The following is a 16,063-nucleotide window of genomic DNA, read 5'->3' as shown; positions in this document are numbered from 1 at the left end:
CACCGGCGCACTGCGGAATCTCGCGTGCCGTCCCGCCTTCGGGCGAACCGCACGCAGGGGGCATTGCCCTCGAAGGCCGCCGGTACGAGAAGACCGGCGGCGCCGTACCCGGAGTCAGCCATGAACTCACTGCCCATCATCGATATTGCCCCGCTCTATAACGCCGACGAAGCCGGCCATCTGGCCGTCGCCGAGGCCATCGACCGCGCCTGCCGCGAGTGGGGCTTCTTCTATATCAAGGGTCACCCGATCAGCGCCGAGCGCATCGCCACCCTCACCGACCATGCCAAGCGTTTCTTTGCCCTGCCCGCCGACGAAAAGCTGAAGATCGATATCACCAAGAGCCAGCACCACCGCGGCTACGGTGCCGTCGCCACCGAGCAGCTGGACCCGAGCCAGCCGTGCGACCTCAAGGAAACCTTCGACATGGGTTTCCATATGCCTGCCGATCATCCGGAGGTGCTGGCCGGCAAACCGCTGCGCGGACCCAACCGTCATCCGCTACAGATCGAAGGCTGGACCGAGCTGATGGAAGGGCACTACCGCGACATGCAGGACCTTGCCTGCACGCTGCTGCGTGCCATCGCACTCGCCCTGGGCATCGAGCGCGACTTCTTCGACAAGCGCTTCGTCGAGCCCATCAGTGTGTTTCGCATGATCCACTACCCGCCCCGGCAGACGGCCACCAGCGCCGATCAGCAAGGCGCCGGCGCGCACACCGATTACGGCTGCGTCACCCTGCTCCATCAGGACCAGGCCGGCGGCCTGCAGGTGCAGAACGTCAAGGGCGAGTGGATCGACGCACCGCCCATCGAGGGCACCTACGTGGTCAACATCGGTGACATGATGGCGCGCTGGAGCAACGACCGTTACAAGTCGACGCCCCATCGCGTGATCAGCCCGCTGGGCGTGGACCGCTACTCCATGCCGTTCTTCGCCGAACCGCATCCGGACACCGAGATCGCCTGCCTGCCCGGTTGCTACGACGAAACCAACCCGCCGAAATACCCGAGCACCACCTGCAGCCGGTACATGCTCTCGCGCTTCGCCGAGACCTACGCCTATCGTCGCGACATGCAGGCCGAGAACGCCTGAAGCAACTTAACTTGAAGTAAAGACCCCGGACGGCAGCCGCGGTGTTTCCGTCCGGAAGGTGCGCTCGTCGGCCACATTGACTTTTGAGTCAGGAATTAGTTGACCGAAAAGTCAGATGCCGCTAGTTTTCGCTTCACAAGAAGAACAGCCGGAGGCCTCGCCTTGATCCAGTTTCTCCTCAACCGGGAAGTGCGCAGCGAAAGCGCGCTCGATCCCAACACCACGGTGCTCGAATACCTGCGCGAATACCGCGGCAAGACCGGCACCAAGGAAGGCTGCGCCTCCGGCGATTGCGGCGCCTGCACCGTCGTGGTCGGCGAACTGGTGGGCGACCGCCTGCGCTATCGCACCCTCAACTCGTGCCTGACCTTCGTCTCCGCGCTGCACGGCAAGCAGCTGATCAGCGTCGAAGACCTCAAGGACCAGGGCCGGCTGCACAGCGTCCAGCAGGCGATGGTCGACTGCCACGGCTCGCAGTGCGGCTTCTGCACGCCGGGCTTCGTCATGAGCCTGTTCGCCCTGCAGAAGAATACCGACGCGGTCAATGAATACGATCCGCACCAGGCCCACGAAGCCCTGGCCGGCAACCTCTGCCGCTGCACCGGCTACCGGCCGATCCTCGAAGCCGCCGAACAGGCCTGCTGTGCCAAGCAGCCGGACCAGTTCGACGCCCACGAAGCCGAGACCATCGCCCAACTCAAGGCCATCGAACCGCGTGAGACCGCCGAGTTGAACAGCGGTGACAAGCGTTGCCTGTCGCCGCTGACGGTAGGCGACCTGGCCGACATCTACAGCGCTAACCCGGACGCCCGGCTGCTGGCCGGCGGCACTGACCTGGCCTTGGAAGTCACCCAGTTCCATCGCGAATTGCCGGTAATGATCTACGTCGGCCACATCGCCGAGATGAAAAAGGTCGAGGTGACTGACAGCAGCATCGAGATCGGTGCAGCCGCCCCGCTGACCGACTGCTACGCTGCGCTGGCCGCCGAGTACCCGGATTTCGGCGAGCTGCTGCAGCGCTTCGCCTCGCTGCAGATCCGCAACCAGGGCACGCTCGGTGGCAACATCGGCAACGCCTCGCCGATCGGCGACTCGCCGCCGCTGCTGATCGCCCTGGGTGCCGAAGTTGTCCTGCGCAAGGGCGCCAGCAGCCGCACCCTGCCGCTCGAGGATTACTTCATCGACTACAAGGTCACCGCGCGCCAGCCCGGGGAATTCATCGAGAAGGTACGGGTGCCCCGCGCCACACCGGATCGCCTGTTCCGCGCCTACAAGGTTTCCAAGCGACTGGACGACGATATCTCCGCTGTCTGCGCCGCGTTCGACCTGCAGATCACCGATGGCGTGGTCGCCGATGCCCGGGTCGCCTTTGGCGGCATGGCGGCGATTCCCAAGCGCGCCGCGGCCTGCGAGGCGACCCTGAACGGCGCGCCCTGGAACCAGCAGACCGTGGAGGCGGCCTGCGATGCCCTGGCCGAAGACTTCACGCCGCTGACCGACTTCCGCGCCAGCCGCGAGTATCGCCTGCTGGTCGCACAGAACCTGCTGCGCAAGTGCTTCCTCGAACAACATGCACCGAAGACCGAGACGAGGGTGACCGCTTATGTCTAACCACGTAACCACCCGCACCCAGGAAGAAATCGCGGCGCTGTTCACCCAGGACCTGGTCACCGGCGTCGGTCGCAGCGTCAAGCACGACAGCGCGCCCAAGCATGTCTCGGGCGAGGCGGTCTACGTCGACGACCGGCTGGAGTTTCCCAATCAGCTGCACGTCTATGCCCGCATGAGCGAGCGCGCCCACGCCCGCATCGTCCGCATCGACACCGCGCCCTGCTACCAGATTCCGGGCGTAGCCATCGCTATCACGGCGAAGGACGTGCCGGGCCAGCTGGACATCGGTGCCGTGATGCCCGGCGACCCGCTGCTGGCCGACGGCAAGGTCGAGTTCATCGGCCAGCCGGTGATCGCCGTGGCTGCCGACAGCCTGGAAAGCGCACGCAAGGCAGCGATGGCCGCGATCATCGAATACGAGGATCTGGAGCCGGTGCTCGACGTGGTCGAGGCGCTGCACAAGAAGCACTTCGTGCTCGACAGCCACACCCACAAGCGCGGCGACTCGGCCACCGCCCTGGCCAGCGCGCCGCGTCGGCTGCAGGGTTCGCTGCACATCGGCGGGCAGGAGCACTTCTACCTGGAGACACAGGTGTCCTCGGTCATGCCCAGCGAAGATGGCGGCATGATCGTCTATACCTCGACGCAGAACCCCACCGAGGTGCAGAAGCTGGTGGCCGAAGTGCTCGGCGTACCGATGAACAAGATCGTCATCGACATGCGCCGCATGGGCGGCGGCTTCGGCGGCAAGGAAACCCAGGCCGCGGGACCTGCGTGCCTGTGCGCGGTGATCGCGCACCTCACCGGCCGGCCGACCAAGATGCGCCTGCCGCGCATGGAAGACATGACCATGACCGGCAAACGCCACCCCTTCTACGTCGAGTACGACGTCGGCTTCGACGATGACGGTCTGCTGCACGGCATCGAGATCGATCTCGCCGGTAACTGCGGCTACTCGCCGGACCTTTCCGGCTCGATCGTCGATCGCGCCATGTTCCACTCCGACAACGCCTACTACCTGGGCGACGCCACCATCAATGGCCATCGCTGCAAGACCAACCTCGCCTCGAACACCGCCTACCGCGGCTTCGGCGGCCCACAGGGCATGGTCGCCATAGAGGAAATCATGGACGCGGTGGCCCGCGAGCTGGGCAAGGACCCGCTCGAGGTGCGCAAGCGCAACTACTACGGCAAGACCGAGCGCAACGTCACCCACTACTACCAGACCGTCGAGCACAACATGCTCGAGGAGATGACCGCCGAGCTGGAAGCCAGCAGCGACTATGCAAAGCGACGCGAAGCGATCCGCGCGTTCAATGCCGCAAGCCCGATCCTGAAGAAGGGCCTGGCGCTGACGCCGGTGAAGTTCGGCATCAGCTTCACCGCCAGCTTCCTCAACCAGGCCGGCGCGCTGGTGCACGTCTACACCGACGGCAGCATCCACCTGAACCACGGTGGCACCGAGATGGGCCAGGGCCTGAATACCAAGGTGGCGCAGGTGGTGGCCGAGGTGTTCCAGGTGGATATCGAGCGCATCCAGATCACCGCCACCAACACCGACAAGGTGCCTAACACCTCGCCGACGGCGGCCTCCAGCGGCGCCGACCTCAACGGCAAGGCGGCGCAGAACGCGGCGCAGACCATCAAGCAGCGGCTGGTGGAGTTCGCCGCACGCAAGTGGCAGATCTTCGAGGAAGACGTCGAGTTCAAGAACGGCCAGGTGCGCCTGCGCGACCACTACATCAGCTTCGAGGAGCTGATCCAGCAGGCCTATTTCGGCCAGGTCTCGCTGTCGTCCACCGGCTTCTACCGCACGCCGAAGATCTACTACGACCGCAGTCAGGCGCGCGGGCGGCCGTTCTACTACTTCGCCTATGGCGCGGCCTGCTCGGAAGTGATCGTCGATACCCTGACCGGCGAATACAAGATGCTGCGCAGCGACATCCTGCATGACGTCGGCGCCTCGCTGAACCCGGCCATCGACATCGGCCAGGTCGAGGGCGGCTTCGTCCAGGGCCTGGGCTGGCTGACCATGGAAGAGCTGGTCTGGAACGACAAGGGCAAGCTGATGACCAACGGCCCGGCCAGCTACAAGATCCCGGCGGTGGCGGACATGCCGCTGGATCTGCGGGTCAAGCTGGTGGAGAACCGCAAGAACCCCGAAGACACCGTGTTCCACTCCAAGGCCGTGGGCGAGCCGCCGTTCATGCTCGGCATTTCGGTCTGGTGCGCGATCAAGGATGCGGTGGCGAGCCTGGCCGACTACCGGGCGCAGCCGCAGATCGATGCTCCGGCGACCCCCGAGCGCGTGCTCTGGGGCGTGGAACAGATGCGCAGGTTGAAGCAGGCGGCGAGCAAGTCTGCGGCAACGGAGACCACCCCGGCCTGACGCAGGGTGGACAACGCTTTGCTTGTCCACCGTTAGCGCAACACGAACGTCCCGGTGGCGACGCTTTGCACTCGCCACCGGGCGATACGAAGGACAGAACCATGAGCAACACGGCCTGGATCGAAGCACTCGCCGACCTGCAACAACAAGGCGAACCCTGCGTACTGGTGACCATCATCGAGGAACGCGGCTCCACGCCGCGCAATGCCGGCTCGAAGATGGTGGTCAGCCGTGAGCGCCTGTACGACACCATCGGCGGCGGCCACCTGGAGTACAAGGCCCGGCAGATCGCCCGTGAAATGCTGGAAAAGCGCAGCCGTGACACCCGCCTCGAGCGCTTCTCCCTCGGCGCCAGCCTCGGCCAGTGCTGCGGTGGCGCCACGGTGCTGCTGTTCGAGCCCATGGGCCAGCCGCAGGCGCATATCGCCGTGTTCGGTGCCGGGCATGTCGGGCGCGCGCTGGTGCCGCTGCTGGCCAGCCTGCCGTGCAAGGTGCGCTGGATCGATTCGCGCGATAACGAATTTCCCGCCGAGATTCCGCGCGGCGTGGAAAAGGTGGTCAACGACGATGTGCTCGAGGAAGTGGATAACATGCCCGCCGGCAGCTACTTCATCGTCATGACCCACAATCATCAGCTCGACCTGGAACTGACCGCCGCGATCCTTTCGCGCAACGATTTCACCTACTACGGGCTGATCGGCTCCAAGAGCAAACGCGCCAGGTTCGAACACCGTCTGCGGGACCGCGGCTTCCAGCCGGAGACCGTGCAGCGCATGCGCTGCCCCATGGGCATCGCCGAAGTGAAGGGCAAGCTGCCGGTGGAGATCGCCGTGTCCATCGCCGGCGAGGTGATCGCCACCTACAACGCGCATTTCGGTGAAAAGGGTGGGGAGAAGACCGCAGACGGCGAAAAACCCGTGCCGATGCTGATACCCGCCTCGCGGCGCTCTCAGGCTAGCTGATCACCCGGCCATTCTCCTTCCCGTGGGAGGCGAAACGGGCTGAAAAGCTCGCCCCGAGGTCGGGCCTCCCACAATGCCGCACCGTATTCATACAACGATTCCGAGAACCGTCATGCCCCAAGCCAAAGCCTACCGTGCCGCCCTGCTCCACTGCCTCGCCGACCCGCGCGAAGTGGGCATCGAGCAATCCCATGAATACTTCGAGGACGGCCTGCTGGTCGTCGAGGACGGCAAGGTCGCGCGCATCGGCCACGCCGCCGAGCTGCTGCCGACCCTGGCGGCCGGCACCGAGGTTGTCGAATACCCGGACGCGCTGATCACTCCGGGTTTCGTCGACACCCATATCCACTACCCGCAGGTCGGCGTCATCGGCTCCTACGGCGCGCAGCTGCTGGATTGGCTCGAAACCTACACCTTCCCCAACGAGGGCCGCTTCAGCGACATGGCCCACGCCCGCCAGCAGGCCGAGCTGTTTCTCGGCGAGCTGCTGCGCAACGGCACCACCACCGCGCTGGTGTTCGGCACGGTGCACAAGCAGTCGGTGGACGCCTTCTTCGAGGCGTGCGAGAAGCGCAATCTGCGGATGATCGCCGGCAAAGTGCTGATGGACCGCAACGCCCCGGAGTTCCTCACCGACACCGCCGAGTCCGGCCACGCCGACAGCCGCGAGCTGATTGAGCGCTGGCACGGCAAGGGCCGACTGCACTATGCCGTCACCCCGCGTTTCGCCCCGACCAGCACGCCGGAGCAGCTCACCCTGGCCGGCAAGCTGTTCGCCGAATTTCCCGAGCTGTACATGCACACCCACATCTCCGAGAACAAGCAGGAGGTCGAGTGGGTCAAGGAGCTGTTCCCCGAGCGCAAGGGCTATCTGGACGTCTATGACCACCACGGCCTGATCGGCCCGCGCTCGGTGTTCGCCCACGGCATCCACCTGTGCGACGACGAGTGCAAACGCCTCGGTGAGACCGGCTCGGCGGTGTCGTTCTGTCCGACCTCCAACCTGTTCCTCGGCAGCGGCCTGTTCGATCTGGCCAAGGTGGAAGGCTTCGGTGTGCGCGTCGGCCTGGGCACCGATGTCGGCGGCGGCACCAGCTTCTCGCAGCTCGCCAGCCTCAACGAGGCATACAAGGTGCTGCAGCTGCAGGGCCAGAAGCTCGACGCGTTCAAGGCACTCTATCTCGCCACCCTTGGCGGCGCGCGGGCGCTCTATCTGGACGACCGGATCGGCAACCTGCAGCCGGGCAAGGAGGCCGACTTCGTGGTGCTCGACTACAAGGCGACGCCGCTGATCGACTATCGCCTGAGCCAGGCGACGACCCTGCAGGAAAAGCTCTTCGCCCTGATGATCCTCGGCGACGACCGCGCGGTGAAGGAAACCTTCGCCGCCGGCGTCTCGGTGCATCGCAAGGCTGGCTAGGGTCTGTTGCCGTTTCATTCGCGGCCGCGCCGGAGCCTGTTTTACCGCGAGGCAAGGCACGAGATGCGAAGTTTAGTCGGCTAAATGAGCCATCGAGTAACGCCGCATCGCGGTAAAACAGGCCCGGCCCTTCGGGTTGCGCGGGAAATAGCCCCCGCTGTCGTTGCAGGACTTGGCAAGGGAATGACCATTACCTGCGTCCTGCGCCTAACCGGGGGCTATTTCTCGCAGCAACGCGGCTCGCGATGAAACGGCAACAGACCCTAGGGCTGCAACGCCTGCATCAGCGTATCGAGGTTGTGCTCGAACATGCCGAGGTAGGTGCTGGCCGGCCCTGCGCTGGCCAGCGCATCGGAGTACAGGGTGCCGCCGACCGTGGCGCCCGCCTCTTCGGCGATCTGCTCGATGAGCCGCGGATCACGAATGTTCTCCACGAACACGGCCCTCACCCCTTCCTCGCGGAGCTGGCGGATCAACGCGGCCACGTCGGCGGCCGAGGGTTCGTCATGGGTCGACAGCCCCTGCGGCGCGATGAACCGGAGCTGCCAGGCCTGCCCCAGATAGCCGAAGGCGTCATGGCTGGTCACGACCTTGCGCTGGCTGGCCGGCAGGCTGCCGATACGGGTATCGGCCTTCTTCAGCAGCGCGTGTAGCCGGCTCAGGTAGGCGTCACGACGCCGCTCATAGTCGTTGCGATGCGCCGGATCGAGCGCCATGAGCGCCTTGGCGATATTGCGCACGTAGATTTCGGCATTGGTCAGGCTCTGCCACGCATGAGGGTCAGGCACCGCCTCGCCCTCCTCTTCCAGCATCAGAGGCACGACACCCGCACTGGCATCGATCCGCTTGCCCTTGGGCTCGCTGCTGGCCAGCAGGCGCTCCAGCCAGGGTTCGAAGCCCAGCCCGTTGGCGATGATCAGGTCGGCGCGGAGCAAGGCCTGGGCATCATCCGGGCTGGGTTCATAAAGGTGCGCGTCGGCGTCGGGACCGACCAGATTGGTCAGTTCAATATGCTCTCCACCGACCTCCCGCGTCATGTCGGCAAGGATGCTGAAGCTGGTCACGACGCTGATCTTTTCGGCCGCCTGCAGGGAAAGGGGCAGCCAGAGGGCCAACAATAGAAACAGGTAACGCATGGGTTGATACCTCAGACGGTCTGGATTGAAGCGCGCGAACGCAGCAGGCCATATACCGGGCCCGCAACGACTGAAATCAGGTAGAACGCCCCCGCGAGCAGGACGATGCACGGCCCGCTGGGCAGGCTGGCGTAGAACGACAGCAGCAGCCCCAGCCATACGCACAGGGCGCCCAGCAGCGCAGCCAGCGGCAACAGGACGGGCAGGCGTCGGCTCCAGAAGCGCGCGGCCGCAGCCGGCAGCATCATCAGCCCCACCACCATCAGCGCACCGATGGCCTGGAAGCCGATCACCAGGTTGAGCACCACCAGTGTCAGAAAGCCCGCATGGGCGAGTGGCCCGATTCGGCTGACGCTGCGCAGGAACAACGGGTCCAGGCTGTCCAGCGCCAGGGCGCGGTAGATCAGTGCCAGCACCAGCAGGCTGAACGCCGCCGTGGCGAGCATGCCGCTGAGGGTGTCGGCGTCCACGGCCAGCGCGGAGCCAAACAGCAGGTGCAAGAGGTCGAGCTTGCGTCCCGCCAGGCCGAGCAGCAGCACGCCGCTGGCCAACGAAATGGGATAAAGCGCGGCGAGGCTGGCGTCTTCGCGCAAGCCGGTACGGCGGCTGACCCAGGCCGCTGCGCCGGCCATGCCGAGCCCGGCGGTCAGCCCACCGAGCGTCAGGGCCGGCAGGCTGAGACCGAACAGCCAGAATGCCAGCGCCGCACCCGGCAGGATGCCGTGGGCGATGGCATCGCCGATCAGACTCATCCGCCGCAGGATCAGGAAGACACCCAGCGGCGCCGCGCTGCAGGCCAGCGCCACGCCGCCGAGCAGCGCGCGGCGCATGAAGGCGAACTCGGCAAAGGGGCTCCAGAGCAGATCGGCCGTCACGCCACTCGCCCGAGCGGATCACGATCGAGTAGCTGATCGATCGGCGCTGCGACGCAGCCGCTGCGCGCGATACGCAGTGCGTTGCAGCGCTTCTCCCGAAGGAGGTCGAGGTTGTGGCTGACCAGCACCAGCGTTCTGCCTTGCTGCTGCCAGCGTCGGAGGTGCTGCCAGAGCAGATCGAGACCGGTCTCGTCGAGTGCCGCCTCGGGTTCGTCGAGCAGCAGTACCTGCGCATCGGTCAGGTTCATCCGGGCCAGCAGCGCCCGCTGCAGCTCCCCACCGGACAGCGCGTGCAGGCCCTGGGTCTGCAGATCGAGCAAGCCCCAATCGGCCAATACCTGACGTAGCCGAGCCTGGCGTTCGCTACGGCCGAGCCGACTGCCCCAGAAACCGCCCCTGACCAGCTCCAGCAGACGTATCGGAAACTGCCGGTCGATCTGTTGCTGCTGCGGCAGATAGGCCACACCGCCCGGACGCGCCACGCTCATTCGAATGTGACCGGCCAGGGGGCGATCCAAACCGGCCAATGCCCTGAGCAGGCTGCTCTTGCCCGAACCATTGCTGCCGATCACCGCCGTCAGACTGCCGGCAGGCAGTTGCAGGTTGAGAGGCGGTGTGAGCGCACGCCCGCCGGCGCCCCACTGCAAGTCATGGCATTCGATCACGATCACAAACTCCATCTCCGCGCCGTCCGATACGACGTGTGGCAAGGTTCACCGCCAGAAGATAGAAGTTATAACATAACATTACGAACAAAGCGTACTACCGTGAAGCGGCGCGGCGGGAAGCTGATGCGAAGCGGCTACCCGATGAATCCGGAGCACCGCGATGAATTCGCGGAGGCTCCGAGGAGGAACCGCGGAGAGCGGGCTAGCGGGCCGTCCGCGCCTTCTTCTTCATCAGGGTCAGGTGCGAGAAGACCGCGTGCAGGTCGTTCGAGGCGCTGTCTTCCTCGAGGTTGAGCTTGCTGTCGATGTGATCCATGTGATGCATCATCAGGCTCACCGCCCGGTCGCTGTCGCGCGCGGCGATGGCATCGATCAGCTCGTTGTGCTCGTCGTAGGAACAATGCGAGCGGCTACCGCTCTCGTACTGGGCGATGATCAGCGAAGTCTGCGACACCAGGCTGCGCTGGAAACTCACCAGCGGTGCATTCTTCGCCGCCTCGGCGAGCTTGAGGTGGAACTCGCCGGACAGGCGGATGCCCGCGCCGCGGTCGCCGCGGGCGAAGCAGTCGCGCTCGTCCGTCACCATCTGCCGCAGCTCGGCGAGCTGTTCGTCGCTGGCATGCTGCACCGCCAGCTCGGTGATCGCACGTTCCACCAGGCGGCGGGCGAAGAAGATCTGCCGCGCCTCGTCGACGCTCGGGCTGGCGACCACCGCGCCACGATTGGGCCGCAGCAGCACCACGCCCTCATGGGCCAGGCGCGACAACGCGCGGCGGATGATGGTGCGGCTGACGCCGAAGATTTCCCCCAGCGCTTCCTCGCTGAGCTTGGTGCCCGGTGCCAGGCGCTGCTCGAGGATGGCGTCGAAGATGTGCGCATAAACGATATCGTCCTGCGTCCCGGTGCGAGTCTTGCCGGTCTTGCCCGGCTTCTTCAGGGGCTGCAATTGTTCGTTCATCGGGGGCTCGCATATGAGGTATCGGCAAGGCAGAACTTTACTGCGTTCACGCAGCGACGGGCAGTTCGCCGAGCAAAATAAAGCGAAGAAAAGCCGCATACATTGTGCACAATCAACTTTTTACGCCTTCCTGGGACTTCCGCTAAAGCCCCTGAATAGCTGCCGCATGTCGACTCGACACCAGTGTTTCCGACAAAACGGCTGCTTATTCCGTTTCATCGTTTGCATTTTTTGTATACAAACGCATAATCCAGTGAGCATTTCTGACCTTTCGGTCAACTACCGGAACAGGATGCGCCTACCATCACCCGCCCCTCGGGAGTACTTGCGCTCCGGGTGATCGACAACAAGAACGATGAGGAACACCCAGTGGAAAGCATCAAGCAGGAACACAAGGCTGCGCACCTGCAGCACAAGGCACCCGGCTGGCTCGACCGCTTCTTCAGGCTCAGCGAGCACCGCACCAGCATCCGCACCGAGCTGCTCGCCGGCCTGACGACCTTCGTCACCATGGCCTACATCATCTTCGTCAATCCCAACATCATGGCCGACGCCGGCGTCGATCACGGCGCGGCGTTCGTCGCCACCTGCATCGGCGCCGCGCTCGGCTGCTTCCTCATGGGCCTGTACGCCAACTGGCCGGTGGGCCTGGCGCCGGGCATGGGGCTGAACGCCTTCTTCACCTACACGGTGGTCGGCGAGATGGGCTACAGCTGGCAGATCGCCCTCGGCGCGGTGTTCATCTCCGGCGTGCTGTTCATGATCATGAGCCTGTCGCGCATCCGCGAATGGCTGCTCAACAGCATCCCCATGAGCCTGCGCTTCGCCATGGGCGCCGGGGTCGGCCTGTTCCTCGGGCTGATCGGCCTGAAGACCGCCGGCATCGTCGTCGACAGCTCGGCCACGCTGCTGACCATGGGCTCGTTCGGCGAACCCTCGGCGCTGCTGGCGGCGATCTGCTTCCTGCTGATCGCCGTGCTCAGCCACCGCAACGTGTTCGGCGCGATCCTGGTCAGCATGCTCGCGGTCACCGGCATCGGCTGGGCGCTGGGGCTGGTGGAGTACAACGGCCTGGTGTCGATGCCGCCGAGCCTGGCACCGACCTGGCTGGCGATGGACATCGCCGGCGCGCTCGACGTGGCGATGATCAGTGTGATCCTCGCCTTCCTCTTCGTGAACATGTTCGACACCGCCGGCACGCTGATGGGCGTGGCGCACCGTGCACAGCTGGTCGACGAGGACGGCAAGATCCAGAATCTGTCCCGCGCACTGAAAGCCGACAGCACCTCCAGCGTGGTCGGCGCCTTCGTCGGTTGCCCGCCGGTGACCAGCTACGTGGAAAGCGCCTCGGGCGTCGCCGCCGGCGGGCGCACCGGGCTGACCGCGATCACCGTCGGCGTGCTGTTCCTCGCGGCGATGTTCTTCGCCCCGCTGGCCGGCATGATCCCCGCCTACGCCACCGCCGGCGCGCTGATCTACGTGGCGATGCTGATGATGAGCGGCATGGCGCACATCGACTGGGAAGACCTCACCGACACCATCCCGGCGATCGTCACCGTGGTGATGATGCCGCTGACCTTTTCCATCGCCAACGGCATCGCCCTGGGCTTTCTCACCTATGCGACGCTCAAGCTGCTGACCGGCCAGCGCGACAAGGTGTCGATCAGCCTGTATGCGCTCTGTGTCATATTCATCGCCAAGTTCGCGTTTCTCTGAACCGGGCCGGCAGCGCCCGGCTCACCACGGCCCCACAGCCTTGCGGTGGGGCTTTTGCTTTGGCTATAGGAGGCCCTCATGGCCCTGGAGATGTGGCTGTTGTTCGCGGGTGCGGCGCTGGTGGTGATCCTCATCCCCGGCCCGCTGTCGCTGTTGATGATCAGCAACAGCCTGAACTACGGGGTGCGCCGCTCCTGGCCGGCCTTCCTCGGCGGCGTGACAGCCTCCATCGCCCTGCTCAGCGCCTCGGCGCTGGGCCTCGGCGCGCTGTTGCTGGCCTCGGAGCGGCTGTTCAGCGCGCTCAAGCTGGTCGGTGCGCTGTACCTGTTCTACCTGGCCTGGCAGAGCTGGCAGGAGGCGCGCCAGGCACCCGCGGCGCGCGAGATCGAGAGCCCGGCGCAGGCCCCGCGCTTTGGTCGGCTGTTCGGCCGGGCCTTCATTCTCGGTGGCAGCAACCCGAAGGACATCCTGTTCTTCGCCGCCTTCCTGCCGCAGTTCCTCAGCGCGGGGCAGCCGTTGCTGTCGCAGCTGCTGGTGATGATCGTGACCTGGGCAGTGCTGGACCTGTGCTGCAAGCTGGCCTACGGGTTCGGCGCGCAGGGAGCGGCGCGCTATCTGCGCACCGGCAAGGGGCAGGCCTGGTTCAACCGCATCAGCGCCGCCCTGTTCGGGGGCGCGGGAACGGCGTCGTTGTTGAGCCGGTAAAGCCCGCTACCTGGCACGGCCCGAAAAGGCGCCTTCCTTCCCCCCAAAAAGGCCGTGTCCCACTTGCGTGTTGCCTGGGCGCCATACCCGGGCGCGCAGCCTGAGGAGCGTAGGGTGGGTCGGGGTTCGTAGGTTGGGTTGAGGAGCGAAGCGACGAAGCCCAACAGGTTCCTACCGGTGCCTGTTGGGCTTCGCTGCGCTCAGCGCCAACCTACCTGCGCCAGCCTACCGGCGTGCGCCCGATCGAACATCGAGCGGTTGCACACACGTCCGGGGCAGACACTTCCAACCAGCCCCTGCAGCACGTAACGGGAACATCGCCACAAAAAACCCGCCACGCGGGCGGGTAAAGGGACTCAGGGAGAGTCGTTGCACGGTAAACGGATTCAACTACCCCGGTAGGTGGAATAGCTGTAAGGCGAGATCAGCAGCGGCACGTGGTAATGCTCCTGCCCGGCATCGATGCCGAAACGCAGCACCACCACGTCGAGGAACGCCGGCTCGGCCAGTGCGGTTCCACGGCGGCGGTAGTAGTCGCCCGCACTGAACTGCAGCTGGTAGACACCCGAGCGATAGGCGTCGCCTTCGAGCAGCGGACTGTCGCAACGACCGTCGGCATTGGTTTCGCGCGTGGCGACCAGTTCCAGGCCCTGCGCCTCGACGCGATACAGCTCGACCTTGATACCGCTGCCCGGACAACCGTGGGCAGCATCCAGTACGTGTGTGGTCAAACGGCCCACGGGCACCTCCGCTTCGATGGATGGAATGCGCTGGAGCATAGCATGCGCGCGCAACCATTCAAGACAATTTCACAATAATCTTGTACACAATAATAAAGACACAAGCTGGCCCGCTTCCTGCTGGGCCTTCCGGCGGAGGACGACGTGGATTGGCGCGCCTCGCCGGACAAGCGGAGGCAACGGGCGGTAAATTTCTTATTTACAAAGCGCAAATCGTTTTGTATACAATCTTAACATCCGGTCGCCCCTTCACGACCCGCCACACAGGAAGCATCACAGTGAGCGCCGACTACCCACGCGATCTCATCGGTTACGCCAGCAACCCTCCCCATCCGCATTGGCCGGGCGAGGCCCGCATCGCCCTGTCCTTCGTGCTCAACTACGAGGAAGGTGGCGAGCGCTGCGTGTTGCACGGCGACAAGGAGTCCGAGGCGTTCCTCTCCGAGATGGTCGCCGCGCAGCCGCTGCAGGGCGTGCGCCACATGAGCATGGAGTCGCTCTACGAATACGGCAGCCGCGCCGGCGTCTGGCGCCTGCTCAAGCTGTTCGAGCGCCACGATATCCCGCTGACCATCTTCGCCGTGGCCATGGCCGCCCAGCGTCATCCGGAGGTGATCCGCGCGATGGCCGCCGCCGGCCACGAAATCTGCAGCCACGGCTACCGCTGGATCGACTACCAGTACATGGACGAGGCCACCGAGCGCGAACACATGCTCGAGGCCATCCGCATCCTCACCGAGCTGACCGGCGAGCGCCCGGTCGGCTGGTACACCGGGCGCACCGGCCCCAACACCCGGCGCCTGGTGCGCGAGGAAGGCGGCTTCCTCTACGACTCGGACACCTACGACGACGACCTGCCCTACTGGGACCCGGAATCGACCCCGGACAGGCCACACCTGGTGATCCCCTACACGCTGGACACCAACGACATGCGCTTCACCCAGGTGCAGGGCTTCAACAGCGGCGACGACTTCTTCACCTACCTCAAGGACGCCTTCGACGTGCTCTACGCCGAAGGCCGCGACGGCGCGCCGAAGATGCTCTCGATCGGCATGCACTGCCGCCTGCTCGGCCGCCCGGCACGCATCGCCGCGCTGGCGCGCTTCATCGACTACGTGAAGGGCCACGACGGCGTCTGGTTCGCCCGCCGCGCCGATATCGCCCGCCACTGGCACGCCACCCACCCGTTCAAGCAAGAGGGCGCGCAATGAGCCGCTTCCAGACCCTGACCCCGTCCCAGCTCGGCCGCGACGAATTCGTCGCCGCCTTCGCCGACATCTACGAGCACTCGCCCTGGGTCGCCGAACAGGCCTACGACCGCGGCGTGGACGCCAGCCTCGACGACATCGACGCCTTGCACCGACGCATGGCCGACGTCCTCCTCGGCGCGCCGCACGAGGCCCAGCTGACGCTGATCAACGCGCACCCGGACCTCGCCGGCAAGGCCGCCATCCGCGGCGAGCTCACCGCCTCCTCCACCTCGGAACAGGCCGGCGCCGGCATCCATGAGTGCAGCGCCAAGGAATTCGCCCGCTTCACCGAACTCAACGACGCCTATAAGGCCCGGTTCGGCTTCCCCTTCATCAAGGCGGTGAAAGGCAGCAACCGGCACCAGATCCTGGCCGCCTTCGAGGAGCGTATCCACAACACGCCCGCGCAGGAATTCGCCACGGCGCTGGCCGAGATCAACAAGATCGCCCTGTTCCGACTGCAGGCCATGTAGCCGGCATGGGCAAACAGGCAACACCGCAACACAGGCAATAAAGGCAGAAGCCGCTCCACTCAATT

At 65.3% G+C, this 16,063-nt stretch carries 14 protein-coding genes; 9 read left to right on the top strand and 5 right to left on the bottom strand.

Going from position 1 to position 16,063, the window contains the following annotated elements; translation table 11 throughout:
• Nucleotides 1-120 precede the first annotated feature (120 nt).
• The 5 genes from CXK94_RS07965 (at nucleotide 121) to guaD (ending at nucleotide 7,477) form a co-directional block, all read left to right on the top strand.
• Entirely contained in the window at nucleotides 121-1,095 is a 975-nt protein-coding gene (locus CXK94_RS07965) for a 2-oxoglutarate and iron-dependent oxygenase domain-containing protein (protein WP_102893921.1), read from the top strand.
• A 162-nt stretch (nucleotides 1,096-1,257) separates the two neighbouring features.
• Entirely contained in the window at nucleotides 1,258-2,706 is a 1,449-nt protein-coding gene (xdhA, locus tag CXK94_RS07960) for a xanthine dehydrogenase small subunit (protein ID WP_102893920.1), read from the top strand.
• Entirely contained in the window at nucleotides 2,699-5,095 is a 2,397-nt protein-coding gene (gene xdhB / locus CXK94_RS07955) for a xanthine dehydrogenase molybdopterin binding subunit (RefSeq protein WP_102893919.1), read from the top strand. The genes xdhA and xdhB overlap by 8 nt, the downstream gene beginning before the upstream one ends.
• Nucleotides 5,096-5,196: 101 nt before the next feature.
• Complete coding sequence (gene xdhC / locus CXK94_RS07950) at nucleotides 5,197-6,057, top strand: xanthine dehydrogenase accessory protein XdhC (protein ID WP_102893918.1); 861 nt, start codon at nucleotides 5,197-5,199, stop codon at nucleotides 6,055-6,057.
• 112 nt (nucleotides 6,058-6,169) lie between these two features.
• Nucleotides 6,170-7,477 carry a guanine deaminase gene (gene guaD / locus CXK94_RS07945; protein ID WP_102893917.1) on the top strand — a complete coding sequence of 436 codons (1,308 nt, stop codon included), beginning with the start codon at nucleotides 6,170-6,172 and terminating at the stop codon, nucleotides 7,475-7,477.
• Between the two features lie 263 nt (nucleotides 7,478-7,740).
• Here the strand turns inward: guaD and CXK94_RS07935 are convergent, their stop codons facing one another.
• The 4 genes from CXK94_RS07935 to CXK94_RS07920 form a co-directional block, all read right to left on the bottom strand.
• On the bottom strand, nucleotides 7,741-8,613 hold the full coding sequence (locus CXK94_RS07935; protein WP_102893916.1) for a metal ABC transporter substrate-binding protein: 873 nt from the start codon (nucleotides 8,611-8,613) through the stop codon (nucleotides 7,741-7,743).
• 11 nt (nucleotides 8,614-8,624) lie between these two features.
• A complete protein-coding gene (locus CXK94_RS07930; protein ID WP_043942349.1) occupies nucleotides 8,625-9,443 on the bottom strand; it encodes a metal ABC transporter permease in 819 nt (272 codons plus the stop codon).
• 41 nt (nucleotides 9,444-9,484) lie between these two features.
• Nucleotides 9,485-10,159 (bottom strand): metal ABC transporter ATP-binding protein, encoded by a 675-nt coding sequence (locus CXK94_RS07925; RefSeq protein ID WP_102894070.1) that lies wholly within the window; start codon nucleotides 10,157-10,159, stop codon nucleotides 9,485-9,487.
• 199 nt (nucleotides 10,160-10,358) lie between these two features.
• A complete protein-coding gene (locus CXK94_RS07920) occupies nucleotides 10,359-11,114 on the bottom strand; it encodes a GntR family transcriptional regulator (RefSeq protein ID WP_037038398.1) in 756 nt (251 codons plus the stop codon).
• A 369-nt stretch (nucleotides 11,115-11,483) separates the two neighbouring features.
• On the opposite strand from CXK94_RS07920, the gene CXK94_RS07915 reads away from it, so the two are divergent.
• Entirely contained in the window at nucleotides 11,484-12,830 is a 1,347-nt protein-coding gene (locus tag CXK94_RS07915; protein ID WP_102894069.1) for an NCS2 family permease, read from the top strand.
• 78 nt (nucleotides 12,831-12,908) lie between these two features.
• On the top strand, nucleotides 12,909-13,535 hold the full coding sequence (locus CXK94_RS07910; protein ID WP_102893915.1) for a LysE family translocator: 627 nt from the start codon (nucleotides 12,909-12,911) through the stop codon (nucleotides 13,533-13,535).
• A gap of 386 nt (nucleotides 13,536-13,921) precedes the next feature.
• Here CXK94_RS07910 and uraH read toward each other — a convergent pair whose 3' ends face one another.
• Complete coding sequence (gene uraH, locus CXK94_RS07905) at nucleotides 13,922-14,275, bottom strand: hydroxyisourate hydrolase (protein WP_102894068.1); 354 nt, start codon at nucleotides 14,273-14,275, stop codon at nucleotides 13,922-13,924.
• A gap of 278 nt (nucleotides 14,276-14,553) precedes the next feature.
• Here uraH and puuE point away from each other — a divergent pair, with 278 nt between their 5' ends.
• Together puuE and uraD are read left to right on the top strand one after the other, a co-directional pair.
• Nucleotides 14,554-15,486, top strand: coding sequence for an allantoinase PuuE (gene puuE, locus CXK94_RS07900; protein WP_102893914.1), 933 nt, complete (start codon nucleotides 14,554-14,556; stop codon nucleotides 15,484-15,486).
• Entirely contained in the window at nucleotides 15,483-15,998 is a 516-nt protein-coding gene (gene uraD / locus CXK94_RS07895) for a 2-oxo-4-hydroxy-4-carboxy-5-ureidoimidazoline decarboxylase (protein ID WP_102893913.1), read from the top strand. The genes puuE and uraD overlap by 4 nt, the downstream gene beginning before the upstream one ends.
• Nucleotides 15,999-16,063 lie beyond the last annotated feature (65 nt).

Origin of the sequence: Stutzerimonas stutzeri (assembly GCF_002890915.1) — a bacterium.
Lineage (GTDB): Bacteria > Pseudomonadota > Gammaproteobacteria > Pseudomonadales > Pseudomonadaceae > Stutzerimonas > Stutzerimonas stutzeri_AF.
Note: the sequence above shows the minus strand (reverse complement) of the source record. Positions and strands in the feature narration are given on the sequence as shown.

What these genes read in the sequence shown, in the direction of transcription:
- xdhB (WP_102893919.1), top strand. Translation starts at nt 2,699, where the DNA reads ATGTCTAACCACGTAACCACCCGCACCCAGGAAGAAATCGCGGCGCTG.
- CXK94_RS07935 (WP_102893916.1), bottom strand. Translation starts at nt 8,613, where the DNA reads ATGCGTTACCTGTTTCTATTGTTGGCCCTCTGGCTGCCCCTTTCCCTG.
- guaD (WP_102893917.1), top strand. Translation starts at nt 6,170, where the DNA reads ATGCCCCAAGCCAAAGCCTACCGTGCCGCCCTGCTCCACTGCCTCGCC.
- CXK94_RS07920 (WP_037038398.1), bottom strand. Translation starts at nt 11,114, where the DNA reads ATGAACGAACAATTGCAGCCCCTGAAGAAGCCGGGCAAGACCGGCAAG.
- uraD (WP_102893913.1), top strand. Translation starts at nt 15,483, where the DNA reads ATGAGCCGCTTCCAGACCCTGACCCCGTCCCAGCTCGGCCGCGACGAA.
- CXK94_RS07930 (WP_043942349.1), bottom strand. Translation starts at nt 9,443, where the DNA reads ATGCGCCGCGCGCTGCTCGGCGGCGTGGCGCTGGCCTGCAGCGCGGCG.
- CXK94_RS07910 (WP_102893915.1), top strand. Translation starts at nt 12,909, where the DNA reads ATGGCCCTGGAGATGTGGCTGTTGTTCGCGGGTGCGGCGCTGGTGGTG.
- xdhC (WP_102893918.1), top strand. Translation starts at nt 5,197, where the DNA reads ATGAGCAACACGGCCTGGATCGAAGCACTCGCCGACCTGCAACAACAA.
- CXK94_RS07965 (WP_102893921.1), top strand. Translation starts at nt 121, where the DNA reads ATGAACTCACTGCCCATCATCGATATTGCCCCGCTCTATAACGCCGAC.